18 protein-coding genes and 1 tRNA gene are annotated in these 16976 nt (G+C 71.9%); 7 read left to right on the top strand and 12 right to left on the bottom strand.

The genetic code is table 11. From position 1 onward, the window contains the following. Positions 1-67 precede the first annotated feature (67 nt). The 3 genes from nusG to FB467_RS05440 form a co-directional block, all read right to left on the bottom strand. Entirely contained in the window at positions 68-928 is an 861-nt protein-coding gene (gene nusG, locus FB467_RS05450; protein WP_141784193.1) for a transcription termination/antitermination protein NusG, read from the bottom strand. A gap of 93 nt (positions 929-1021) precedes the next feature. Continuing rightward, complete coding sequence (secE, locus tag FB467_RS05445; RefSeq protein ID WP_141784192.1) at positions 1022-1270, bottom strand: preprotein translocase subunit SecE; 249 nt, start codon at positions 1268-1270, stop codon at positions 1022-1024. 42 nt (positions 1271-1312) lie between these two features. After that, positions 1313-1385, bottom strand: a tRNA-Trp gene (locus FB467_RS05440). 163 nt (positions 1386-1548) lie between these two features. Here FB467_RS05440 and FB467_RS05435 point away from each other — a divergent pair. Next, complete coding sequence (locus tag FB467_RS05435) at positions 1549-2757, top strand: pyridoxal phosphate-dependent aminotransferase (RefSeq protein WP_141784191.1); 1209 nt, start codon at positions 1549-1551, stop codon at positions 2755-2757. Positions 2758-2787: 30 nt separating this feature from the next. Here FB467_RS05435 and FB467_RS05430 read toward each other — a convergent pair whose 3' ends face one another. Beyond that, positions 2788-3966, bottom strand: coding sequence for an ROK family transcriptional regulator (locus FB467_RS05430; RefSeq protein ID WP_141784190.1), 1179 nt, complete (start codon positions 3964-3966; stop codon positions 2788-2790). A 143-nt stretch (positions 3967-4109) separates the two neighbouring features. On the opposite strand from FB467_RS05430, the gene FB467_RS05425 reads away from it, so the two are divergent. From FB467_RS05425 to FB467_RS05410, 4 genes are read left to right on the top strand one after another with little or no spacing between them, the layout of a single operon-like run. Next, the gene (locus FB467_RS05425) at positions 4110-5408 is read left to right on the top strand and encodes an ABC transporter substrate-binding protein (protein WP_141784189.1); all 1299 of its coding nucleotides are present in this window, start codon (positions 4110-4112) and stop codon (positions 5406-5408) included. 8 nt (positions 5409-5416) lie between these two features. Further along, positions 5417-6307, top strand: coding sequence for a carbohydrate ABC transporter permease (locus FB467_RS05420; protein WP_211350558.1), 891 nt, complete (start codon positions 5417-5419; stop codon positions 6305-6307). Further along, positions 6304-7179, top strand: a complete 876-nt coding sequence (locus FB467_RS05415) for a carbohydrate ABC transporter permease (protein WP_141784188.1) — start codon at positions 6304-6306, stop codon at positions 7177-7179. Before FB467_RS05420 ends, FB467_RS05415 begins: the two co-directional genes overlap by 4 nt. Continuing rightward, entirely contained in the window at positions 7176-8354 is a 1179-nt protein-coding gene (locus FB467_RS05410; protein WP_211350557.1) for an AGE family epimerase/isomerase, read from the top strand. The genes FB467_RS05415 and FB467_RS05410 overlap by 4 nt, the downstream gene beginning before the upstream one ends. A 13-nt stretch (positions 8355-8367) precedes the next feature. Here the strand turns inward: FB467_RS05410 and FB467_RS05405 are convergent, their stop codons facing one another. Genes FB467_RS05405 through FB467_RS05390 form a run of 4 tightly spaced genes read right to left on the bottom strand, consistent with a single transcriptional unit; the run spans position 8368 to position 11801 of the window. Continuing rightward, complete coding sequence (locus tag FB467_RS05405) at positions 8368-9078, bottom strand: ABC transporter permease subunit (protein ID WP_141784187.1); 711 nt, start codon at positions 9076-9078, stop codon at positions 8368-8370. Then, entirely contained in the window at positions 9075-9989 is a 915-nt protein-coding gene (locus FB467_RS05400; RefSeq protein WP_141784186.1) for an ABC transporter ATP-binding protein, read from the bottom strand. Before FB467_RS05400 ends, FB467_RS05405 begins: the two co-directional genes overlap by 4 nt. Further along, complete coding sequence (locus FB467_RS05395; RefSeq protein WP_141784185.1) at positions 9986-10888, bottom strand: ABC transporter permease; 903 nt, start codon at positions 10886-10888, stop codon at positions 9986-9988. The genes FB467_RS05400 and FB467_RS05395 overlap by 4 nt, the downstream gene beginning before the upstream one ends. After that, on the bottom strand, positions 10872-11801 hold the full coding sequence (locus FB467_RS05390; RefSeq protein ID WP_194288299.1) for an ABC transporter ATP-binding protein: 930 nt from the start codon (positions 11799-11801) through the stop codon (positions 10872-10874). Before FB467_RS05390 ends, FB467_RS05395 begins: the two co-directional genes overlap by 17 nt. 37 nt (positions 11802-11838) lie before the next feature. Between FB467_RS05390 and FB467_RS05385 the strand changes: the two genes are divergently transcribed. Both FB467_RS05385 and FB467_RS05380 read left to right on the top strand, forming a co-directional pair. Further along, entirely contained in the window at positions 11839-12873 is a 1035-nt protein-coding gene (locus tag FB467_RS05385) for an adenosine deaminase (RefSeq protein ID WP_141784184.1), read from the top strand. Positions 12874-12932: 59 nt separating this feature from the next. Continuing rightward, complete coding sequence (locus tag FB467_RS05380) at positions 12933-14609, top strand: alpha/beta hydrolase (RefSeq protein WP_141784183.1); 1677 nt, start codon at positions 12933-12935, stop codon at positions 14607-14609. Here the strand turns inward: FB467_RS05380 and FB467_RS05375 are convergent. From FB467_RS05375 to FB467_RS05360, 4 genes are read right to left on the bottom strand one after another with little or no spacing between them, the layout of a single operon-like run. Further along, positions 14587-14994, bottom strand: a complete 408-nt coding sequence (locus FB467_RS05375; protein ID WP_228393004.1) for a DUF3054 domain-containing protein — start codon at positions 14992-14994, stop codon at positions 14587-14589. The genes FB467_RS05380 and FB467_RS05375 overlap by 23 nt on opposite strands. Next, positions 14991-16046: a UDP-N-acetylmuramate dehydrogenase gene (locus FB467_RS05370; protein WP_141786479.1), complete on the bottom strand. Its 1056-nt coding sequence runs from the start codon at positions 16044-16046 to the stop codon at positions 14991-14993. Before FB467_RS05370 ends, FB467_RS05375 begins: the two co-directional genes overlap by 4 nt. Positions 16047-16083: 37 nt before the next feature. Further along, positions 16084-16506 (bottom strand): MaoC family dehydratase, encoded by a 423-nt coding sequence (locus FB467_RS05365; RefSeq protein WP_141784182.1) that lies wholly within the window; start codon positions 16504-16506, stop codon positions 16084-16086. Continuing rightward, a complete protein-coding gene (locus FB467_RS05360; RefSeq protein WP_141784181.1) occupies positions 16506-16952 on the bottom strand; it encodes an FAS1-like dehydratase domain-containing protein in 447 nt (148 codons plus the stop codon). Before FB467_RS05360 ends, FB467_RS05365 begins: the two co-directional genes overlap by 1 nt. Positions 16953-16976 lie beyond the last annotated feature (24 nt).

The raw sequence follows: 16976 nt of genomic DNA, 5'->3' as shown, positions 1-16976 counted from the left end.
GACTGGTTTCCTTACCTGTTGTGGGCCGACGCCGTGGGCGATGACCCGGTTGCAGTGCTCTCGACGGTCAGATCTTGGCGACCTGGTTGAACGAGAGCTCGACCGGGGTCTCCCGGCCGAAGATCGAGACCAGCACCTTGAGCTTCTGGCTCTCGGGGATGATCTCGGAGATGGTGGCGGGCAACGTCTCGAACGGGCCCTCCATGACGGTGACGGACTCGCCGATCTCGAAGTCGACCTGCGGCTGCGCACCGCCGGCAGCCGCGGCGCCGCCCGCGGCGGGAGCGGAGGCCCCACCGGCGGCGGGAGCGGCCGCGGGGGCCTGCACCGTCGGCGCCAGCATGGTCATCACCTCGTCCAGGCTGAGCGGCACCGGCTGGTGCGCGTTGCCGACGAAGCCGGTCACGCCGGGGGTGTGGCGCACGGCGCCCCAGGACTCGTCGGTCAGGTCCATCCGGACCAGGACGTACCCGGGCATCCGGACCCGGCGGACCTGCTTGCGCTGTCCGCCCTTGATCTCGGTGACCTCTTCCATCGGCACCTCGACCGCGAAGATGTAGTCCTCCATGTTGAGGCTGGTGATCCGGGTCTCCAGGTTGACCTTGACCCGGTTCTCGTAGCCCGCGTAGGAGTGGATGACGAACCAGTCGCCGAACTGGGACTCCAGGGTGGCGCGCAGCTCGGCCACCGGGTCCTTGGGCTCCTCCGGCTCCTCGGCGACGTCGGTCTCCGGTTCCCCGGCAACCTCGGCCTCCGACTCGTCGCTGACCTCGGTCTCGGCCTCCGCGCCCTCGGTCTCGGCGTCCGCGTCCTCCACGGGCGCAGGGGTCGCGTCGGTGGCGTCGGTCGGCTCCGGCGCCGCCGGGGTCTCCTCGACGTCGTTGGGGGTCTCCGTGACCTCGTCGGCCTCGGTCCACTCTTGCGACATGACCTACTTCCTCACTTCAGGTATTGCGACCGCACGGGGCGGCCGGCGAGTCCGCGGCCGACAACCTGCCGGCGCGGGGTGATCCGGGGGGGCTCAGCTCCCGAAGACGAACGAGACCACCTGGCGGTAGACCTGGTCCAGTCCGAACACGAACGCCATGATCGCGGCCACGAAGACCATGACCACGATCGTGTAGGTGATCAACTCGCGCCGGGTCGGCGGGACGACCTTGCGCATCTCCGCCATGACCTGGGCCACGAAGGTGCTCGGACGGGTCGGCCCACCGGCTCGGCCGCCGGCCTTCTCGACACCGTGGGTGCCGGAGGCGCTGCTGTTCGCCACTGAGTACCTTCCTCGAACTGTTCGTCGTGCTCGTTCACTACGCAGGGCAAGAGGGACTCGAACCCCCAACCGCTGGTTTTGGAGACCAGTGCTCTACCAATTGAGCTATTGCCCTTGGGGTCGCGGGCGGCTGCGGAGCAGCCACCAGCGTGGGTGCTGTCACACCCGACGCAGCAGTCTACGCGATCGGCCGACGGTTGCGCGAACCCGCGCCCGGCAGCCGCCACCGACCCGGACGCGGCAGGGGCCACGGACCGTGCCGGTGGTTGAATGGTCCGGTGACCCAGAGCAACGACAAAGCACGCATCTCCAGCCGGATCGGCTCCATCGCCGAGTCCGCGACGCTGGCCGTCGACGCCAAGGCCAAGGGCCTGAAGGCACAGGGCCGTCCGGTCATCGGTTTCGGGGCCGGTGAGCCCGATTTTCCCACGCCCGACTACGTGGTGGCTGCGGCCGTGGCGGCCGCGCAGGACCCGGTCAACCACCGCTACTCCCCCGCGGGCGGCCTGCCCGACCTGAAGAAGGCGATCGTGGAGAAGACCCTGCGGGACTCCGGGTATGCCGTGGAGCCGGCCAACGTGCTCGTCACCAACGGGGGGAAGCAGGCGGTCTACAACACCTTCGCGGCGCTGCTGGACCCGGGCGACGAGGTGCTGCTCCCGGCGCCCTACTGGACCACCTACCCCGAGGCGATCCGGTTGGCCGGCGGCACCCCGGTGGAGGTCTTCGCCGGCGCCGACCAGGGCTACCTGGTGACCGTCGACCAGCTCGAGGCGGCCCGCACCGCGCAGACCAAGGTGCTGCTCTTCTGCTCCCCGTCCAACCCGACCGGCGCGGTCTACCCGCCCGAGCAGGTGGAGGCGATCGGCCGCTGGGCGCTCGAGCACGGCATCTGGGTGGTCACCGACGAGATCTACGAGCACTTGCTCTACGACGGGGCGACCGCGCCGTCGATGCCGGTCGTGGTGCCCGAGCTGGCGGACACCTGCGTCGTGCTCAACGGCGTGGCCAAGACCTACGCGATGACCGGCTGGCGGGTGGGCTGGATGGTGGGGCCGACGGACGTCATCAAGGCCGCCACCAACCTGCAGTCGCACGCCACCTCCAACGTGGCCAACGTGTCCCAGCGCGCCGCGATCGCCGCCTTGCAGGGCTCGCTGGAGGCTGTCGAGGAGATGCGGACGGCCTTCGACCGGCGCCGCGCCACCATCGTGGAGATGCTGAACGCGATCGACGGTGTCGAGTGCCCGACCCCACGGGGCGCGTTCTACGCCTACCCCAGCGTCGCGGGCCTGCTCGGGCGCGAGGTCCGGGGCCGTACCCCGCAGACCTCGGCCGAGCTCGCCGAGCTCATCCTCGACGAGGTGGAGGTGGCCGTGGTGCCCGGCGAGGCCTTCGGCCCGAGTGGCTACCTGCGGCTGTCCTACGCCCTGGGCGACACCGACCTGGCCGAGGGCGTCGGGCGGATCCAGCAGCTCTTCGCCTGACGGCTCGGGAAGGCCCCGCCCCGGGCGCGGTCAGCGCAGCAGCGCGGACCGCTGCTGTGCCAGCGCCGTGGCGAGGGCGCCCATCAGCTCGGCGCGCTCGCCGAGCTCGCCCGGCACCACCGACACCGCGTCGGCGGCGTTGGGCTGGGCATACCGGTCGACCGCCTCCCGGATCCCGCCGAGGAGGGCGGTGCTGGCGCCGAGCGAGCCGCCGACCACGATGCGTTGCGGATTCAGCACGTTGCACAGGTCGGCCAGCACCCGGCCGATCGCCCGGCCGGCATCCCCGAGCACCCGGGCGACGCCCGCGTCGCCCTCGGTCTCCAGGGCGAGCACGGAGTCGACGGTGAGCCGCTCGTGGTGGGCCGTCTGCAGGGTCTCCACGAGCCGCCGGGCGCCGACCTCGGTCTCCAGGCACCCCCGGCTGCCGCACCGGCATACCCGGCCGCTCTCGTCCACCTGGACGTGCCCGATCTCGCCGGCGATCCCGGTGCCGCCGCGGACCAGCCGCCCGTCCACGACGATGCCGGCCCCCAACCCGGTCGCCGCCTTCACGTAGATCAGGTCGGCGACTCCCCGGGCGGCGCCGAAGGTCACCTCCCCGGCCGTCCCCATGTGCGCGTCGTTGTCCACGGTCGGGCGGATCCCGAGCCGGGGCTCCAGCTCCACGGCGGGCGTGTGGCCCCGCCAGCGGGGCAGGATCGAGGAGGTCATCCGCCCCTCGAGGTCGACCGGCCCCGGTAGACCGAGGGCCACGGCCCGCACGTCCGCGCCGGAGGCGCCCGCCGCGTCCAGCAACCCGCGGTACACCTCCTCCAGCCGGTCGAGGGTGTCATCGGGTGTCTCGTCGACGTCCATGTCGAAGCGTTCTTCGTCCCGGACGGTGCCGTCCAGACCGGCCAGCCCGATCCGCACGTGCCGGTGTCCAACGTCGATCCCCACCACCACGCCCGGGGACTCCCGGAGGCCGAGCAGGATCGGCGGCCGACCGCTGCCCCCGCCGTGGGCGGTGCCCCGGTCCTCGTGCTCGACCAGCACCTCGTCCGCCAGCAGCTCCTTGACCAGGCCGGACACGGTCGACCGGGACAGCCCGCTGCGCCGCGTCAACTCGCTCCGACTGAGCCGGCCCGCACCCTCCACCAGGCCCACCAGCAGTTCCCGGTTGGTCGCGCGCAGCCGCCCGAGCGCCCCTCCGTCCGACTGGTCCATGGCGGGAGGCTACTTGATTATGCGTGGACTGTGAAGATAAATCTTGGATCACGAAGCAGTTTTATGTCTTGACTAGCGTTAATAGCCCCTCGTACCGTGTCCCGCGTCACACCCTGGTGACGGCTACGTACTTGGAGGACGAGATGGCAACGAAGCGACGCGTTCTGGGCACCGCACTGGCGGTGGGCGCCCTGGCGGTGACCGCCGGCTGCGGCGGCGACGACGGAGGCGGCAGCGACGGCGGTGACGGAGGCGACGGCGCCGCCGGCGGCGAGGTGGAGGTCTTCACCTGGTGGGCCGACGGCAGCGAGAAGGCCGGGCTCGACGCCCTGGTCAAGGTCTTCCAGGAGGAGCACCCCGACTTCGAGTTCGTCAACGGCGCGGTCGCCGGTGGCGCCGGCTCCGACGCCAAGAACGTGCTGGCCTCCCGGCTGCAGACCAACGACCCGCCGGACACCTTCCAGGCGCACGCCGGGGCCGAGCTCAGCGACTACATCGCCGACGGCCAGGTCGAGGACCTGTCCGGGATGTACGAGGAGGAGGGCTGGACCGAGGCCTTCCCCGAGAGCCTGCTCGACCGCCTGACGGTCGACGGCAAGATCTACTCGGTCCCCTCCAACATCCACCGGGCCAACGTGGTCTGGGCCAACCCCGCCGTCCTGGAGGAGGCCGGGATCGACCCCAGCGCCACCTACGACTCGCTGGACGCCTGGATCGCCGACCTGGAGAAGCTCGACGCGGCCGGCAAGATCCCGCTGTCCGTGGCGATGGACTGGACCCAGGTGCACCTGCTGGAGACCGTGCTGCTGGCCGACCTCGGCGCCGAGGCCTACAACGGCCTGTGGGACGGCTCGACCGACTGGTCCTCCGCGGAGGTCACCGACGCCCTCAACGACTACGCCACCCTGCTGGAGTTCACCAACGAGGACCGGCAGAGCCTGGACTGGCCCGACGCCACCCAGCTGGTGATCGACGGCGAGGCCGGCTTCAACGTGATGGGTGACTGGGCGGTCGCCGCCTTCGAGGAGCAGGACAAGGTCTTCGGCACCGACTTCACCACCTTCCCGGTGCCCGGCACCGACGGGGTGTTCGACTTCCTGGCCGACTCCTTCACCCTCCCGGTCGGGGCGCCCAACCCCGACGGCACCAAGGCCTGGCTGAGCACCGTCGCCGGACCCGAGGGACAGGCCGCGTTCAACGCCGCCAAGGGGTCGATCCCGGCCAACACCGAGGCGGACACCGCCGACTTCGGCGAGTACCAGCAGACCGCGATCGAGTCCTACGCCAACGACGAGATCGTCTCCTCGCTGGCCCACGGCGCGGCGGCCCCGATCAGCTGGCTCACCGACATCACCGCCGCGGTCGGCAAGTTCGGCTCGGACGGCGACGTCGCATCGTTCCAGGAGGGCCTCGTCGCGGCCGCCGAGAAGAACGCCGGCTGAGTCCTCCGGTGAACAGAGGCCTTCGCTCCTGGGCGCCGCCGTTCCTGCTCGTCCTGCCGTCGCTGGTCGTGGTCGGCGTGTTCGTCTACGGGATGATCGCGATCAACGTGAACACCTCGTTGACGGACCGCCGGGGCCGCGGTCCGGCCACGCAGTACGTGGGGTTCGACGTCTACCGCGAGCTGTTCGCGGACGACACCTTCATCTACTCCCTGCAGAACCTGCTCATCTACACCGTGGTGTTCATCGTGGGCACCCTGCTGATCGGGTTCATGTGGGCGTGGCTGTTGGAGCGCGGCGTCTGGGGCGAGGGCTTCTTCCGTGCGGTCTACCTGTTCCCGATGGCGGTCTCGTTCATCGCCTCGGGCGTGGTGTGGCGCTGGCTGCTGAACAACGCGCAGGGTGACCGGGCCTCCGGGCTGAACCGGCTCTTCGAGGTCGTCGGGCTGGACTTCCTGCAGAACTCCTGGTGGACCCACCCACGGTTCGGGATCGCGGCCATCGCCCTGCCGGCCATCTGGCAGCTCGCCGGCTACGTGATGGCGCTGTTCCTGGCCGGCTTCCGGGGCATCCCCCGGGAGCTGCACGAGGCGGCCCGGATCGACGGGGCCTCGGAGTGGCAGCTCTACCGGCACGTGCTGTTCCCCCAGCTGCGCCCGATCGCCCTGTCGGCGATCATCATCGTCGGCCACATGTCGCTGAAGGTGTTCGACCTGATCATGGCGATCGCCGGACAGACCAACCACACCACGCAGGTGCCGGCCACCCAAATGTGGATCGAGTTCACCCGCGGTGACTACGCCAAGTCGGCCGCCATCGGCACCATCCTGCTGCTCGTCGTGGCGGTGCTGATCGTGCCCTACCTGGTCTCCACCTACCGGCAGGAGCGGAACCGATGAGCGCTCCGACGACCGAGCTGACCACACCCGTCGAGGCCGCGCCCCCGGCACACGCTCCCCGGCGCGGGTGGGGCATCGCCCGGATCACCCTCCTGCTGTTCTTCGTCGTCGTGGTCCTCGTCCCGGCATACGTGCTCCTGGTCACCAGCTTCAAGGGCCTGGGCGACGCCACCCCGGCGCGAGCCTGGCTGCCCCCGACCGAGTGGAGTACCGCCGGCTGGGCGCGCGCCTGGGAGCTGCTGCTGCCCTCGATGGGCCGCACCTTCGCCATGGTCATCCCGGCGGCGGTGATCTCCTCCTTCCTCGGGGCGATGAACGGGTTCGTGCTGGCCCGCTGGCGCTTCCCGGGCGCCGACCTGGTGTTCACCCTGCTGCTGTTCGGGATGTTCATCCCCTACCAGGCCGTGATGATCCCGCTGATCCAGCTGATGCAGGGCCTCGGCGTGCCCTCCGGGGTCCCCAGCCTGATCGTGCTGCACGTCGCCTACGGCATCCCGATCACCACGCTGATCTTCCGCAACTACTACGCGGGCGTCCCCGACGAGCTGATGGAGGCCGCGCGGGTGGACGGCGCCGGCATGCTGCGCACCTTCGGGTCGATCGTGCTGCCGCTGTCGGGCCCGGCCTTCGTGGTCGTCCTGATCTGGCAGTTCACCTCGGCTTGGAACGACTACCTGTTCGCGCTGTTCTTCTCCAACTCCCGCAACGGCCCGGTCACCATCGCGCTGAACTTCCTGGCCTCCGGTCAGCTGCAGGACTACTCGGCCAGCATGGCGGGGGCGCTCATCGCCTCGGTACCCACGCTGGTGGTCTACATCCTGCTGGGCCGGTGGTTCGTCGGCGGGCTGATGGCGGGGTCGGTGAAGGGGTGATCGACCTCGCCGTCGAGGGGCGCCGGTTGGTCGACTTCGCCCGGGCCTCGTATGTCGAGGGGCTGGGTTTCGGCTGGCTGGACGGGAGCGGCCGCACGGACCCGGACCGCGCGGTGCACCTGTGGGTGACCTGCCGGATGGTGCACGTCTTCTCCCTCGCCGCACTGCAGGGTGACGCCGACGCCGCCCGGCTGGCCCGGGGCGGCGTCCGGGCGCTGACCGACGGCCCGCTGCGCGACCGGGGGCCGGGCGGCTGGCTGTCGTCGGTGGACCTGCGGGGCCGGCCGGTGGGGACCGGGAAGCAGGCCTACGACCATGCCTTCGTGCTGCTGGCCGCCTCCAGCGCCGTCGCGGCCGGCACCGAGGGCGCCGACGAGCTGCTGGCTCGGTCGTGGCAGACCTTCGAGCGCCACTTCCTCGACGGGGCCGGGCTGGTGATCGACTCCTACCCGCGGGACCTCGGTGAGCCGGAGCCCTACCGGGGCGCAAACTCCAGCATGCACACCGTCGAGGCGCTGCTCGCGGTGGCCGAGGTCACCGGCGACCGGGGACGCCGCGAGGCAGCGCTGGCGATCGCGCGCCACCTCGTGGGGTTCGCCGGTGACTTCGGGCACCGGCTGCCCGAGCACTTCGACCCGCACTGGACACCCCTGCCGGACTACCACCGCGACAGGCCGGACGACGCCTTCCGACCGTTCGGCTGGACCCCCGGCCACAGCCTGGAGTGGGCCCGGCTGCTCCTGCAGCTCGAGGCCGCCGGCGAGGCGCCCGAGCCCTGGCTGCTCCCCACCGCGCGCGACCTGTTCGAGGTCGGCGTGCGACACGGCTGGGAGGCCGACGGGGCCCCCGGCTTCTGCTACACCGTGGACTGGCAGGACCGCCCGGTGGTCCGCCGCCGGATGCACTGGGTGCACGCCGAGGCCGTCGCCGCGGCGGCCGCGCTGCACGCCCGGACGGGTGAGGAGCGGTATGCCGAGCACGCCCGCCGCTGGTGGGCGTTCGTCGAGGACGTCCTGGTCGACCGGGAAGGTGGAAGCTGGCACCACGAGCTCGACGCGGACAACCGCCCCACGGCCGTCACCTGGTCCGGCAAGCCGGACGTCTACCACGCCTACCAGGCCACCCTGCTGGCCCGACTGGACCCGCTGCGTGGTCTCGCCGCGCAGCTGCGCTGACGCGCCCCCGGGGCTACTCGTCGCCGCGCAGTTGGAAGGAGCGCAGCCGCTGGCCGGAGAGGAAGACCCCGCCGACCACGACGACGACGCTGGCCACCACGGCATACGTCAGGCCCATGCCGGTCGCGGTGAGGTCGCCGTCGAAGGCCTCGGCGATCCGGCGCCCGAACATCCCGACGCTCACGTAGCGCAGTCCCGTCAGCAGCGGGGCGAGGGCGGACTCGAAGATCAGGATGTAGATCAGGCCGGTCACCATCCCGTGCCGGTTCAGCGCCGACAACATGACGAAGACCGCGCAGTAGGCAGCCCCGGCGACGGCACCACCGACCGCCACGCCGACGGCCCGCCCGGGCTCCCCCGGGTCCAGCAGCAGGCCGGCGACCAGGAGCGAGCCGGCGCCCAGGACGACCGTCACCAGCACGGCGACCAGGAACTTGCTGATCGCGACCACGAACCGGGAGACCGGCTTGGACAGCAGGAAGACGATCGATCCATCGTCGATCTCCGGACCCAACACGCTGGTGGTCACCAGCAGCGCGATGAGCGGCAGGATCAGGCCGAAGCCGAGCACCTCCACGACCGCGCCGAACGCGAGCGCGCCGTCGGTGAGGACCGTGACGACCAGGGCCAGCAGGACCAGCACGCCGGGCAACACGGCGAGCACAATGCCGCGACGCTGGCCGTAGAGGGCCTGCAGGCTGAGCCGGGCGATGGTGGGGTTCACGAGGACACCAGGTAGGTGAAGACCGACTCCAACGACTCGTCGGTCGGGGTGACCTCGCGCAACGTGATGCCTTCCTGCTTGGCCAGCCCGGGCAGGGCCAGCGCGAACGCACCGAAGTCGGTCACCTGGACCTCCAGGCCACGGCGCCCCTGCAGCCCCACCCCGCCGACGGATGGCAGCCGCATCAGGGCGGCGGCCAGGGCCCGGTCGTCGCTGCTGCGGACGGCGTACTGGTTGGGCCGGTCGGTCATCAGCCGCCGGATCGCCCCGAAGTCGCCCGAGGCCGCGTGCCGGCCCGCGACGACGACCTCGATCTGCCGGGCGATCTGCTCGACCTCCTCCAGGATGTGCGAGCTGAACAGCACGGTGCGCCCGTCCTCCCCCATCCGGGTCAGCAGCGCCATGAAGTGCATCCGCTGCCGGGGGTCGACGCCGTTGAACGGCTCGTCCAGCAGCAGCACCGACGGCTCGTGCACCAGGGCCGCCGCCAGCTTGACCCGCTGCCGCATCCCCTTGGAGTAGGTGCCGATCGCCCGGCTGGCCGGCTCCACCAGGTCCACGACCTCCAGCGCCCGCTCGGCGGCCGCCCCCGGGGAGGGCAACTTGTGCAGCTCGGCGTTGGCCACCACGAACTGGCGGCCGGTCAGGTAGCCGAAGCTGGCCTCCCGCTCCGGGACGAGGCCGAGTGTGCGGTACACCTCAATGTTGCGCCAGACGGACGCGCCGTCCAGCGTCACGGTGCCGGCCGACGGGGCCAGGAAGCCCGACATCATCGCCAGCAGGGTGGTCTTGCCGGCGCCGTTCGGGCCCAGCAGGCCGGTCACCCCCGGACCGATCGCCATGGTGACGTCGTTCACGGCGACCACGTTGCCGTACCACCGGGAGACGTTGGTCAGCTCGAGCTGGCTCACTTCGCCGCCTCCTTCCGGTAGCGCCGGATCAACAACCAGCAGCCGCCGGCGATGCAGGCCAGCGCCGCCACGAGGTAGAGCAGTCCCACCCCCACGTCATCGGGCGCCGCGGGGTAGACGGAGGTGCCGTCGAGCAGGCTGTGGGTGACCCCATCGACCATGGTGAACGGCGAGAGCAGCCCGGCGAGCTCGGCGACCGTGTCGTTGCCGCTGGAGCGGGCGATCTCCTGGATCGCGGTGCTCATCCCCAGGCTGACCAGGAGCACCACGATGGTGGCCCCGACGGCGAGTCCGCGGCGGGTGGTGAAGGCGCTGACCAGGCCGGCCAGGGTGGCCAGCAGGGCACTGAGCAGCACGATGCCCAGCCACGCCACGAGGAAGTCCGTGGTGTGGTCGCTGATGTCGGCCTCGGAGGCCAGCGCCCCGACATACAGGGTCAGCACCGGGATGGTGATGAACGCCAGGATCGCCACGAACAGCGACAACCACCGGGTCATCGCGAATCCGGTCGCGCTCAGCGGCCGGGCCAGGTAGAGCACGATCGCCCCGGAGCGCAGGTCGCGGGAGAACAGCACCGGTGCCTGGGCCGCGACGAACACCGCGAGCACCACCGAGAGCTGCAGCGGGTAGGCGGCGTAGTCCAGGAAGCCCGCGCCGAGCCCCACGAAGACCATGATCGAGACCATGATGACCGCGGGGATGAGCATCACCGCGACCAGCAGCACCGGGAAGATCTTGGCCTTGCCCGACCGGCCGATGCCGAAGGCGTTCAGGAGTCCGGTCAGGAACAGCGAGCGGCCGATGGCCCCGGTGCCCAACCGGGGGCCGGTGTAGGGGCGGTAGCCGATGTCGTGAATGACGCCGCGGGCGCCGCCGGGTGCGTCAGGCTGGCTGGCCATGGGGCGCCTCCTCCCGGAAGATGTCCTCGATCCGGGCGTGGTCGGCCTGGATCCGGACGATCCCGACCTGCTCGGCGACGGCGGTGTCCCGCACCAGGTCGTGCACCGGGGGTCGGCCCCGGGTGTCGATCTCGATGAGCCGGCCACGGGGGCGGCAGGCCACCCCGGCACGGGCCAGCGCCTCCCCCATCCGGGTCTGGGCGTCGCCCTCGCCGAGCACCTCCACCAGCAGCATCCCGGTGTCACCCATGAAGTCCTGGGTCGCCGAGGACCGCAGCAGCCGGCCGCCGTCGAGGACGACCACGTGGTCGCTGACCCGCTCCAGCTCACCCAGCAGGTGGGAGGTGACCAGCACCGCGATGCCGAAGTCGTGCCCGATCCGCTGCACCAGGTGCAGCATGTCGTCCCGGGCCGCGGGGTCCAGGCCGTTGGTCGGCTCGTCGAGCAGCACCAGCTTCGGGTCGTGGGCGAGCGCCTGGGCGAGCTTGGCGCGCTGCTTCATCCCGGTGGAGTAGCCGCCCATCAGGCGGTAGCGCTCCTCGGCGAGCCCGACGTGGCGGAGCACATCGGCCGCGCGTTCCCGGGCGGCGTGGGCGGGCAGGCCGCTCATCCGGGCCATGTGCACGACGAAGTCGATGGCCCGCACGTCCGGCGGGAGACAGTCGTGCTCGGGCATGTAGCCGACGGCCGTCCTGATCTGCTGGGACTGCGCGGCGATGTCCATCCCGAGCACCTGGGCCCGGCCCCCGGTGGGTCGCAGCAACCCGAGGAGGATCTTGATCAGGGTGGACTTGCCGGCGCCGTTGGCACCGACCAGCCCGGTCACCCCCGCGTCGACGTCGATCGTGAGCGAGTCGAGGGCGGTCACCTGGCCGTATTTCTTGGTCAGACCCTCGGTCTGGATCACGCCCATGCGCACACAGTAGCCGCCGATGAGATAGACCAGTGTCATGACGCGGCCGGTGCACTCTCTGCCCAAAGCCCATCTGCACCTGCACTTCACCGGTTCGATGCGGATCGAGACCCTGCAGGACCTGGCCGACAAGCACGGCCTCCGGTTGCCGGCCGCGTTGACGGCCGACTGGCCGCCCCGGTTGCGGGCGGCCACCGACGAGCGGGGCTGGTTCCGGTTCCAGCGGCTCTACGACGCGGCACGGGCCTGCGTGCAGGACGAGGACGACATGCGCCGGATCGTGCGGGAGGCCGCCGAGGACGACGCGGCCGAGGGGTCGCGGTGGTTGGAGATCCAGGTCGACCCCACGTCCTACGCCCACTTCCTCGGCGGCATCACCCCGACCCTGGAGATCGTGCTGGACGAGGCGCGCGCGGCGACCGAGGTGACCGGCACGGGGGTCGCGGTGGTGGTGGCCGCCAGCCGCACCCGGCACCCGTTCGACGCCCGGGCGCTGGCCCGCCTGGCGGCCCGGTATGCCGGGGAGGGGCCGGGCACGGTGGTCGGCTTCGGGTTGTCCAACGACGAACGCCGCGGCGACACCGCCGAGTTCGCCAAGGCCTTCTCGATCGCCCGGCGGGCGGGCCTGGCCAGCGTGCCGCACGCCGGGGAACTGCTCGGCCCCGAGCACGTGCGCGACGCCCTGGAGCACCTGGCCCCGGACCGGATCGGGCACGGGGTGCGCAGCACCGAGGACCCGGCGCTGCTGGCCGAGCTGGCCCGGCGCGGCACCACCCTGGAGGTCTGCCCGTGCAGCAACGTGGCGCTCGGGGTCTACCGGCAGCTCTCCGAGGTGCCCCTGCGGCAGCTGCTCGACGCGGGCGCCCGGGTCGCGCTGGGCGCGGACGACCCGTTGCTGTTCGGGCCGCGGCTGGCGGCACAGTACGAGACCGCCCGCGAGGACCACGAGCTCACCGATGCCGAGCTGGCCGACCTGGCGCGCGGCTCCATCCGCGGGTCCCGGGCCCCGGCCGACCGGCAGGCCGAGATGCTCGCGGCGGTGGACGACTGGCTCACGGTGCCGGCCGACTGACCCCGCCCGGCACCCCGACGACGGGGCCGCATCGGGGACGGGCCACGTAGCCTGGTGGCGTGCCCCAGCCCACCCGGACCGGCCTGCGCCGCGGCTTCGACGACGTGGGGTTGACCGTGGCGCTGTTGATGGGCTGGGTGGCGCTGTCCCCCAGCCTGCTGCCCCGCACCTGGTGGATGACGGCGGCCAACGTGGGCATCAGCACCGCCTTCGGGTATGCCGTCGGGCTGTTCATCGGGTGGGTCGCCCACCACCTGGCCCGGCTGATCGGCCTGCGGGTGACGGTCGACCCGCGGGCCGCGACCTGGCTCTGGCGGGCCTGGTACACCGGGCTGGCGCTGGCCACGCTGCTCGCCTGGAGCCTGGGGCTGAATGAACAGGGCCGGATCGCCCGGCTGCTGCGGGTGGACTACGGCGGGTGGTTGCCCCAGCTGGTCGGCATCCTGGCGGGCTGCCTGCTCTTCCTGGTGGTGGTCCTGCTGTTCCGCGGGCTGCAACGGTTCTGGGCGTGGCTGCGCGCGCTGTTCAGCCCCCGGGTCCCCCGGCTGCTGGTCACCGGGCTCACCGCCGTCGTCTTCGCGGTCGTCGTCGTCTTCGTGAGCAACCAGGTGCTCTACCGGCAGGCGATGGAGATCGCCCTGTCCACGTCGCTGGCCCGCAACGCCGAGCTGATGCCCGGGGCGAGCGTCCCCTCGGAGCCGGAGCGGTCCGGTGGCCCTGGGTCCGCCGAGCCCTGGGACACCCTCGGCTCCCAGGGCCAGCTGTTCGCCTCGGCCGGCCCGCGCGCGGCCGACATCGAACGGGTGACGGGTGAGCCGGCCCTCGAGCCGATCCGGGTGTACGCCGGCAAACAGGACGACCGGAACATCGAGGAGACCGCCGAGGCGGTGGTGCGGGAGCTGCACCGGACCGGTGCGTTCGACCGGGAGGTGCTGCTCATCTTCACCTCCACCGGCACAGGGTGGGTCTCCGAGTGGTCGGTGCAGGCGCTGGAGTACCTCACCGGGGGCGACCTCGCGACGGCGTCGATGCAGTACTCCTACTTCCCCAGCGGCCTGGCCTACATCACCGACCGCACCACCCCGGCGACGGCCGGCCGGGACCTGTTCGAGGCGGTGTATGCCGAGTGGTCGGCGCTGCCGGAGGACTCCCGCCCGCTGCTGTTCGTCTCCGGGGAGTCACTGGGCTCGTTCGGCGGCCAGGCGGCCTTCGACCGGGCCTCCACGATGCTGGACCAGGTGGACGGCGCTGTCTGGTCGGGGACCCCACGGTTCTCGCCGTTGTGGAGCGAGCTCACGCAGGGACGCCGCGAGGGCTCCCCCGAGATCGCCCCGGTCGTGAACAACGGGCGGCACATCCGCTTCGTCACCCGGCCGGAGGAGCTAGTCCACGACTACTACGGCGGGCGCTACGAGGACTGGGAGGAGCCGAGGGTCGTCTACGTGCAGCACGCGTCCGACCCGGTGGTGTGGTGGTCACCCGACCTGTTGTGGACCGAGCCGGACTGGATGCGGGAGGCGGTGGGCCGGGACGTCACCCCAACCATGTGGTGGGCGCCGTGGGCCACCTTCTGGCAGGTCGCCAGCGACATGCCGATCTCCGCGGTCCCACCGGGCGGGCACGGGCACAACTACCACACCGAGATGGTGCCGGTGTGGGCCGGGGTGCTGGGCCTGGACCCGACCGCGGACTACACCGCGATCGAGGACGCCCTCACCGCCGGGATCGAGCCCTGACAACCGCTGACAGGATGACCCGTACCGCCAGCAGTCCCGCGCCCAGCACCGTCGTCGCCACCAGCACGAACGGCAGCGCGGTGCCGTCCCCGGTCAGCCAGCGCAGCAGCATCCCGCCGGCCACGGTCACCGGCCAGAGGACGCCCCAGGCCCGGAACGAGGTCGGCGGCCTGCCCCGCAGCGCCACGAGCAGCCAGCCCGCGACCAGCGCGGCCAGGAAGGGCCAGGCGGTGTCGGCGATGCCGGCGGGCGAGAGGCCCTCGTCGTGGCTGGACCGGCCGGCCGCGGCGAAGGCGACCACGACGAGCCCGTCCAGGAGGTAGCACAGCGGGCGCAGGGCGCGGCCGGTGTCCCGCGGGGTGCGGGCGGGACCGGGCTGCTTCACAGCGCCAGGCCGACCAGGACCGGCTCGTTGACCAGCGTCACCCCGAAGGCCTCCTGGACCCCGACGCGGACCTCCCGGGCCAGCGCCAGGACATCGCGCGCCCCTGCCTGGCCCCGGTTGGTGATCGCGAGCGTGTGCTTGGTCGACAGCGCGGCCGGGCCCGGCAGGCCGTGGCCCTTGGCGAAGCCGGCCTTGTCGATCAGCCAGGCCGCGGAGGTCTTCACGCTCCCCTCGGCGGACGGGAACTGCGGGGGCACCGGCCCGTCCGGTCCGAGGCGTTCGGCGGCCCGCCTGGTCAGCACCTCGAACTCGGGCGCGGACAGGACCGGGTTGGTGAAGAACGACCCGCACGACCAGGTGTCGTGGTCGCCCTCCTCGAGCACCATGCCGCGACGCCGCCGCTGCTCGAGCACCGCGGCCCGCGCATCGGCCAACGGGACCCGCTCCCCCACGGCCACGTCCAGGCCGCGGGCCAGGTCGGCATACCCGATCGGGCGGGACAACCCGGTCGGGCGCAGCGCGAAGGTCACCTCGAGCACCACGTAGCGCGGGGTGAACTGCCCGGAGACCTGCATCGACTCCTTGAGCACCGAGTGCCGGTAGCTGAACCCGCAGTCCGCGGCGAAGAGCGTGCGGATCCGCCCCTCCTCGCGGTCCCAGGTGCGCACCTTGGCGACCGTCTGGGCGACCTCCTGGCCGTAGGCGCCGACGTTCTGGACCGGGGTGGCCCCGACGCTGCCGGGGATGCCCGACAGCGCCTCGATGCCGGACCAGCCCTCGGCGACGGCGCGCGCGACGACGTCGTCCCACACCTCGCCGGCGGCGACCCTGACGTGGACCCCTCCGCAGGCGTCGGCGGACTCCACGGTGACGCCCCGGTCGGCTATCCGCACGACGGTGCCCGGGAAGCCCTCGTCGGCCACCACGACGTTGGAGCCGCCGCCCAGCACGAGCAGCGGGGTGCCGGCGGCGTCGGCCTCCCGGACGGCGTCGACGACCTCCTCCGCGGTCCGCGCGGTGATCAGCTGGCGGGCCGGCCCGCCGACCCGCATGGTGGTCAGCGGCGCGAGGTCGGTGTCGGCGGCGACCTCAGCCAAGGTCGACCACCGCGGTGGCCCGGCCGAGCACCTTGTTGCCCCCGCTGGTGACCGTCAGCTCGACGGTGGCCCGGTGGGTCCCCTCGTCCACCGACTTCACCGTGCCGCCGACCTCGATCTGCGCTCCGCCCTCCGCGGGCACCACGACGGGGTTGGTGAACCGGGTGGAGTAGGACACCACCCGGCCGGGGTCGCCGACCCAGTCGCTGACGACCTCGATCGCCGCGCCCATCGTCCACATCCCGTGCGCGATGACGTCGGGCAGGCCCACCTTGCGGGCGAAGTCCTCGTCCTGGTGGATGGGGTTCTGGTCGCCGCTGGCTCCGGCGTACTCCACCAGCTGCTGCCGGTCCACGGTGATGGTGCGGGCGGGCAGTTCGGCGCCCGCCACGACGTCCTGCGGTGGCTTGCTCATCACTCGCCTCCCCGGATGACGATGGTCGATGTGGCGGTGCACAGTGCCGCACCGTCGGTGGTGGACAGCTCGCTGCGGGTGGTGACCATCGCGTGGCCGCCGGCCTGGCGCACCGCGTCGACGTGCAGGACGCCGACCACCTGGTCGCCCGCGACGATCGGCTGGTGGTGCTCGAACGCCTGCTGCCCGTGCACCACCCGAGTGAAGTCGATGCCCGCCTCGGGGTCGCGGACCAGCTGGGCGTCACACTGCTGGGCGATCACCACGGCATACGTCGGCGGCGCGACCACATCGCGGTACCCGGCGGCGCGGGCCGCCTCCGCGTCCCGGTGCAGCGCGCTCGCGGCACCGACCGCGTCGGCGAACTGTGCGATGTGCTCGGCCTGCACGGCATACGGCTCGGTGGGCGGGTAGCTGCGCCCCGCGAAGTCTGCGTTCACACCCATGGGGCGAGCCTACCGACCCGGGAC

Source organism: Ornithinicoccus hortensis (assembly GCF_006716185.1).
In the GTDB taxonomy this organism is placed as follows: Bacteria; Actinomycetota; Actinomycetes; order Actinomycetales; family Dermatophilaceae; genus Ornithinicoccus; species Ornithinicoccus hortensis.
Note: the sequence above shows the minus strand (reverse complement) of the source record. Positions and strands in the feature narration are given on the sequence as shown.

Bases quoted from the DNA above. Each gene is read 5' to 3' on its own strand.
- nusG (WP_141784193.1), bottom strand. From the start codon at position 928: ATGTCGCAAGAGTGGACCGAGGCCGACGAGGTCACGGAGACCCCCAAC.
- FB467_RS05430 (WP_141784190.1), bottom strand. From the start codon at position 3,966: ATGGACCAGTCGGACGGAGGGGCGCTCGGGCGGCTGCGCGCGACCAAC.
- FB467_RS05425 (WP_141784189.1), top strand. From the start codon at position 4,110: ATGGCAACGAAGCGACGCGTTCTGGGCACCGCACTGGCGGTGGGCGCC.
- FB467_RS05415 (WP_141784188.1), top strand. From the start codon at position 6,304: ATGAGCGCTCCGACGACCGAGCTGACCACACCCGTCGAGGCCGCGCCC.
- FB467_RS05395 (WP_141784185.1), bottom strand. From the start codon at position 10,888: ATGGCCAGCCAGCCTGACGCACCCGGCGGCGCCCGCGGCGTCATTCAC.
- FB467_RS05390 (WP_194288299.1), bottom strand. From the start codon at position 11,801: ATGGGCGTGATCCAGACCGAGGGTCTGACCAAGAAATACGGCCAGGTG.
- FB467_RS05385 (WP_141784184.1), top strand. From the start codon at position 11,839: ATGACGCGGCCGGTGCACTCTCTGCCCAAAGCCCATCTGCACCTGCAC.
- FB467_RS05370 (WP_141786479.1), bottom strand. From the start codon at position 16,046: ATGCGGGTCGGCGGGCCGGCCCGCCAGCTGATCACCGCGCGGACCGCG.
- FB467_RS05365 (WP_141784182.1), bottom strand. From the start codon at position 16,506: ATGAGCAAGCCACCGCAGGACGTCGTGGCGGGCGCCGAACTGCCCGCC.
- FB467_RS05360 (WP_141784181.1), bottom strand. From the start codon at position 16,952: ATGGGTGTGAACGCAGACTTCGCGGGGCGCAGCTACCCGCCCACCGAG.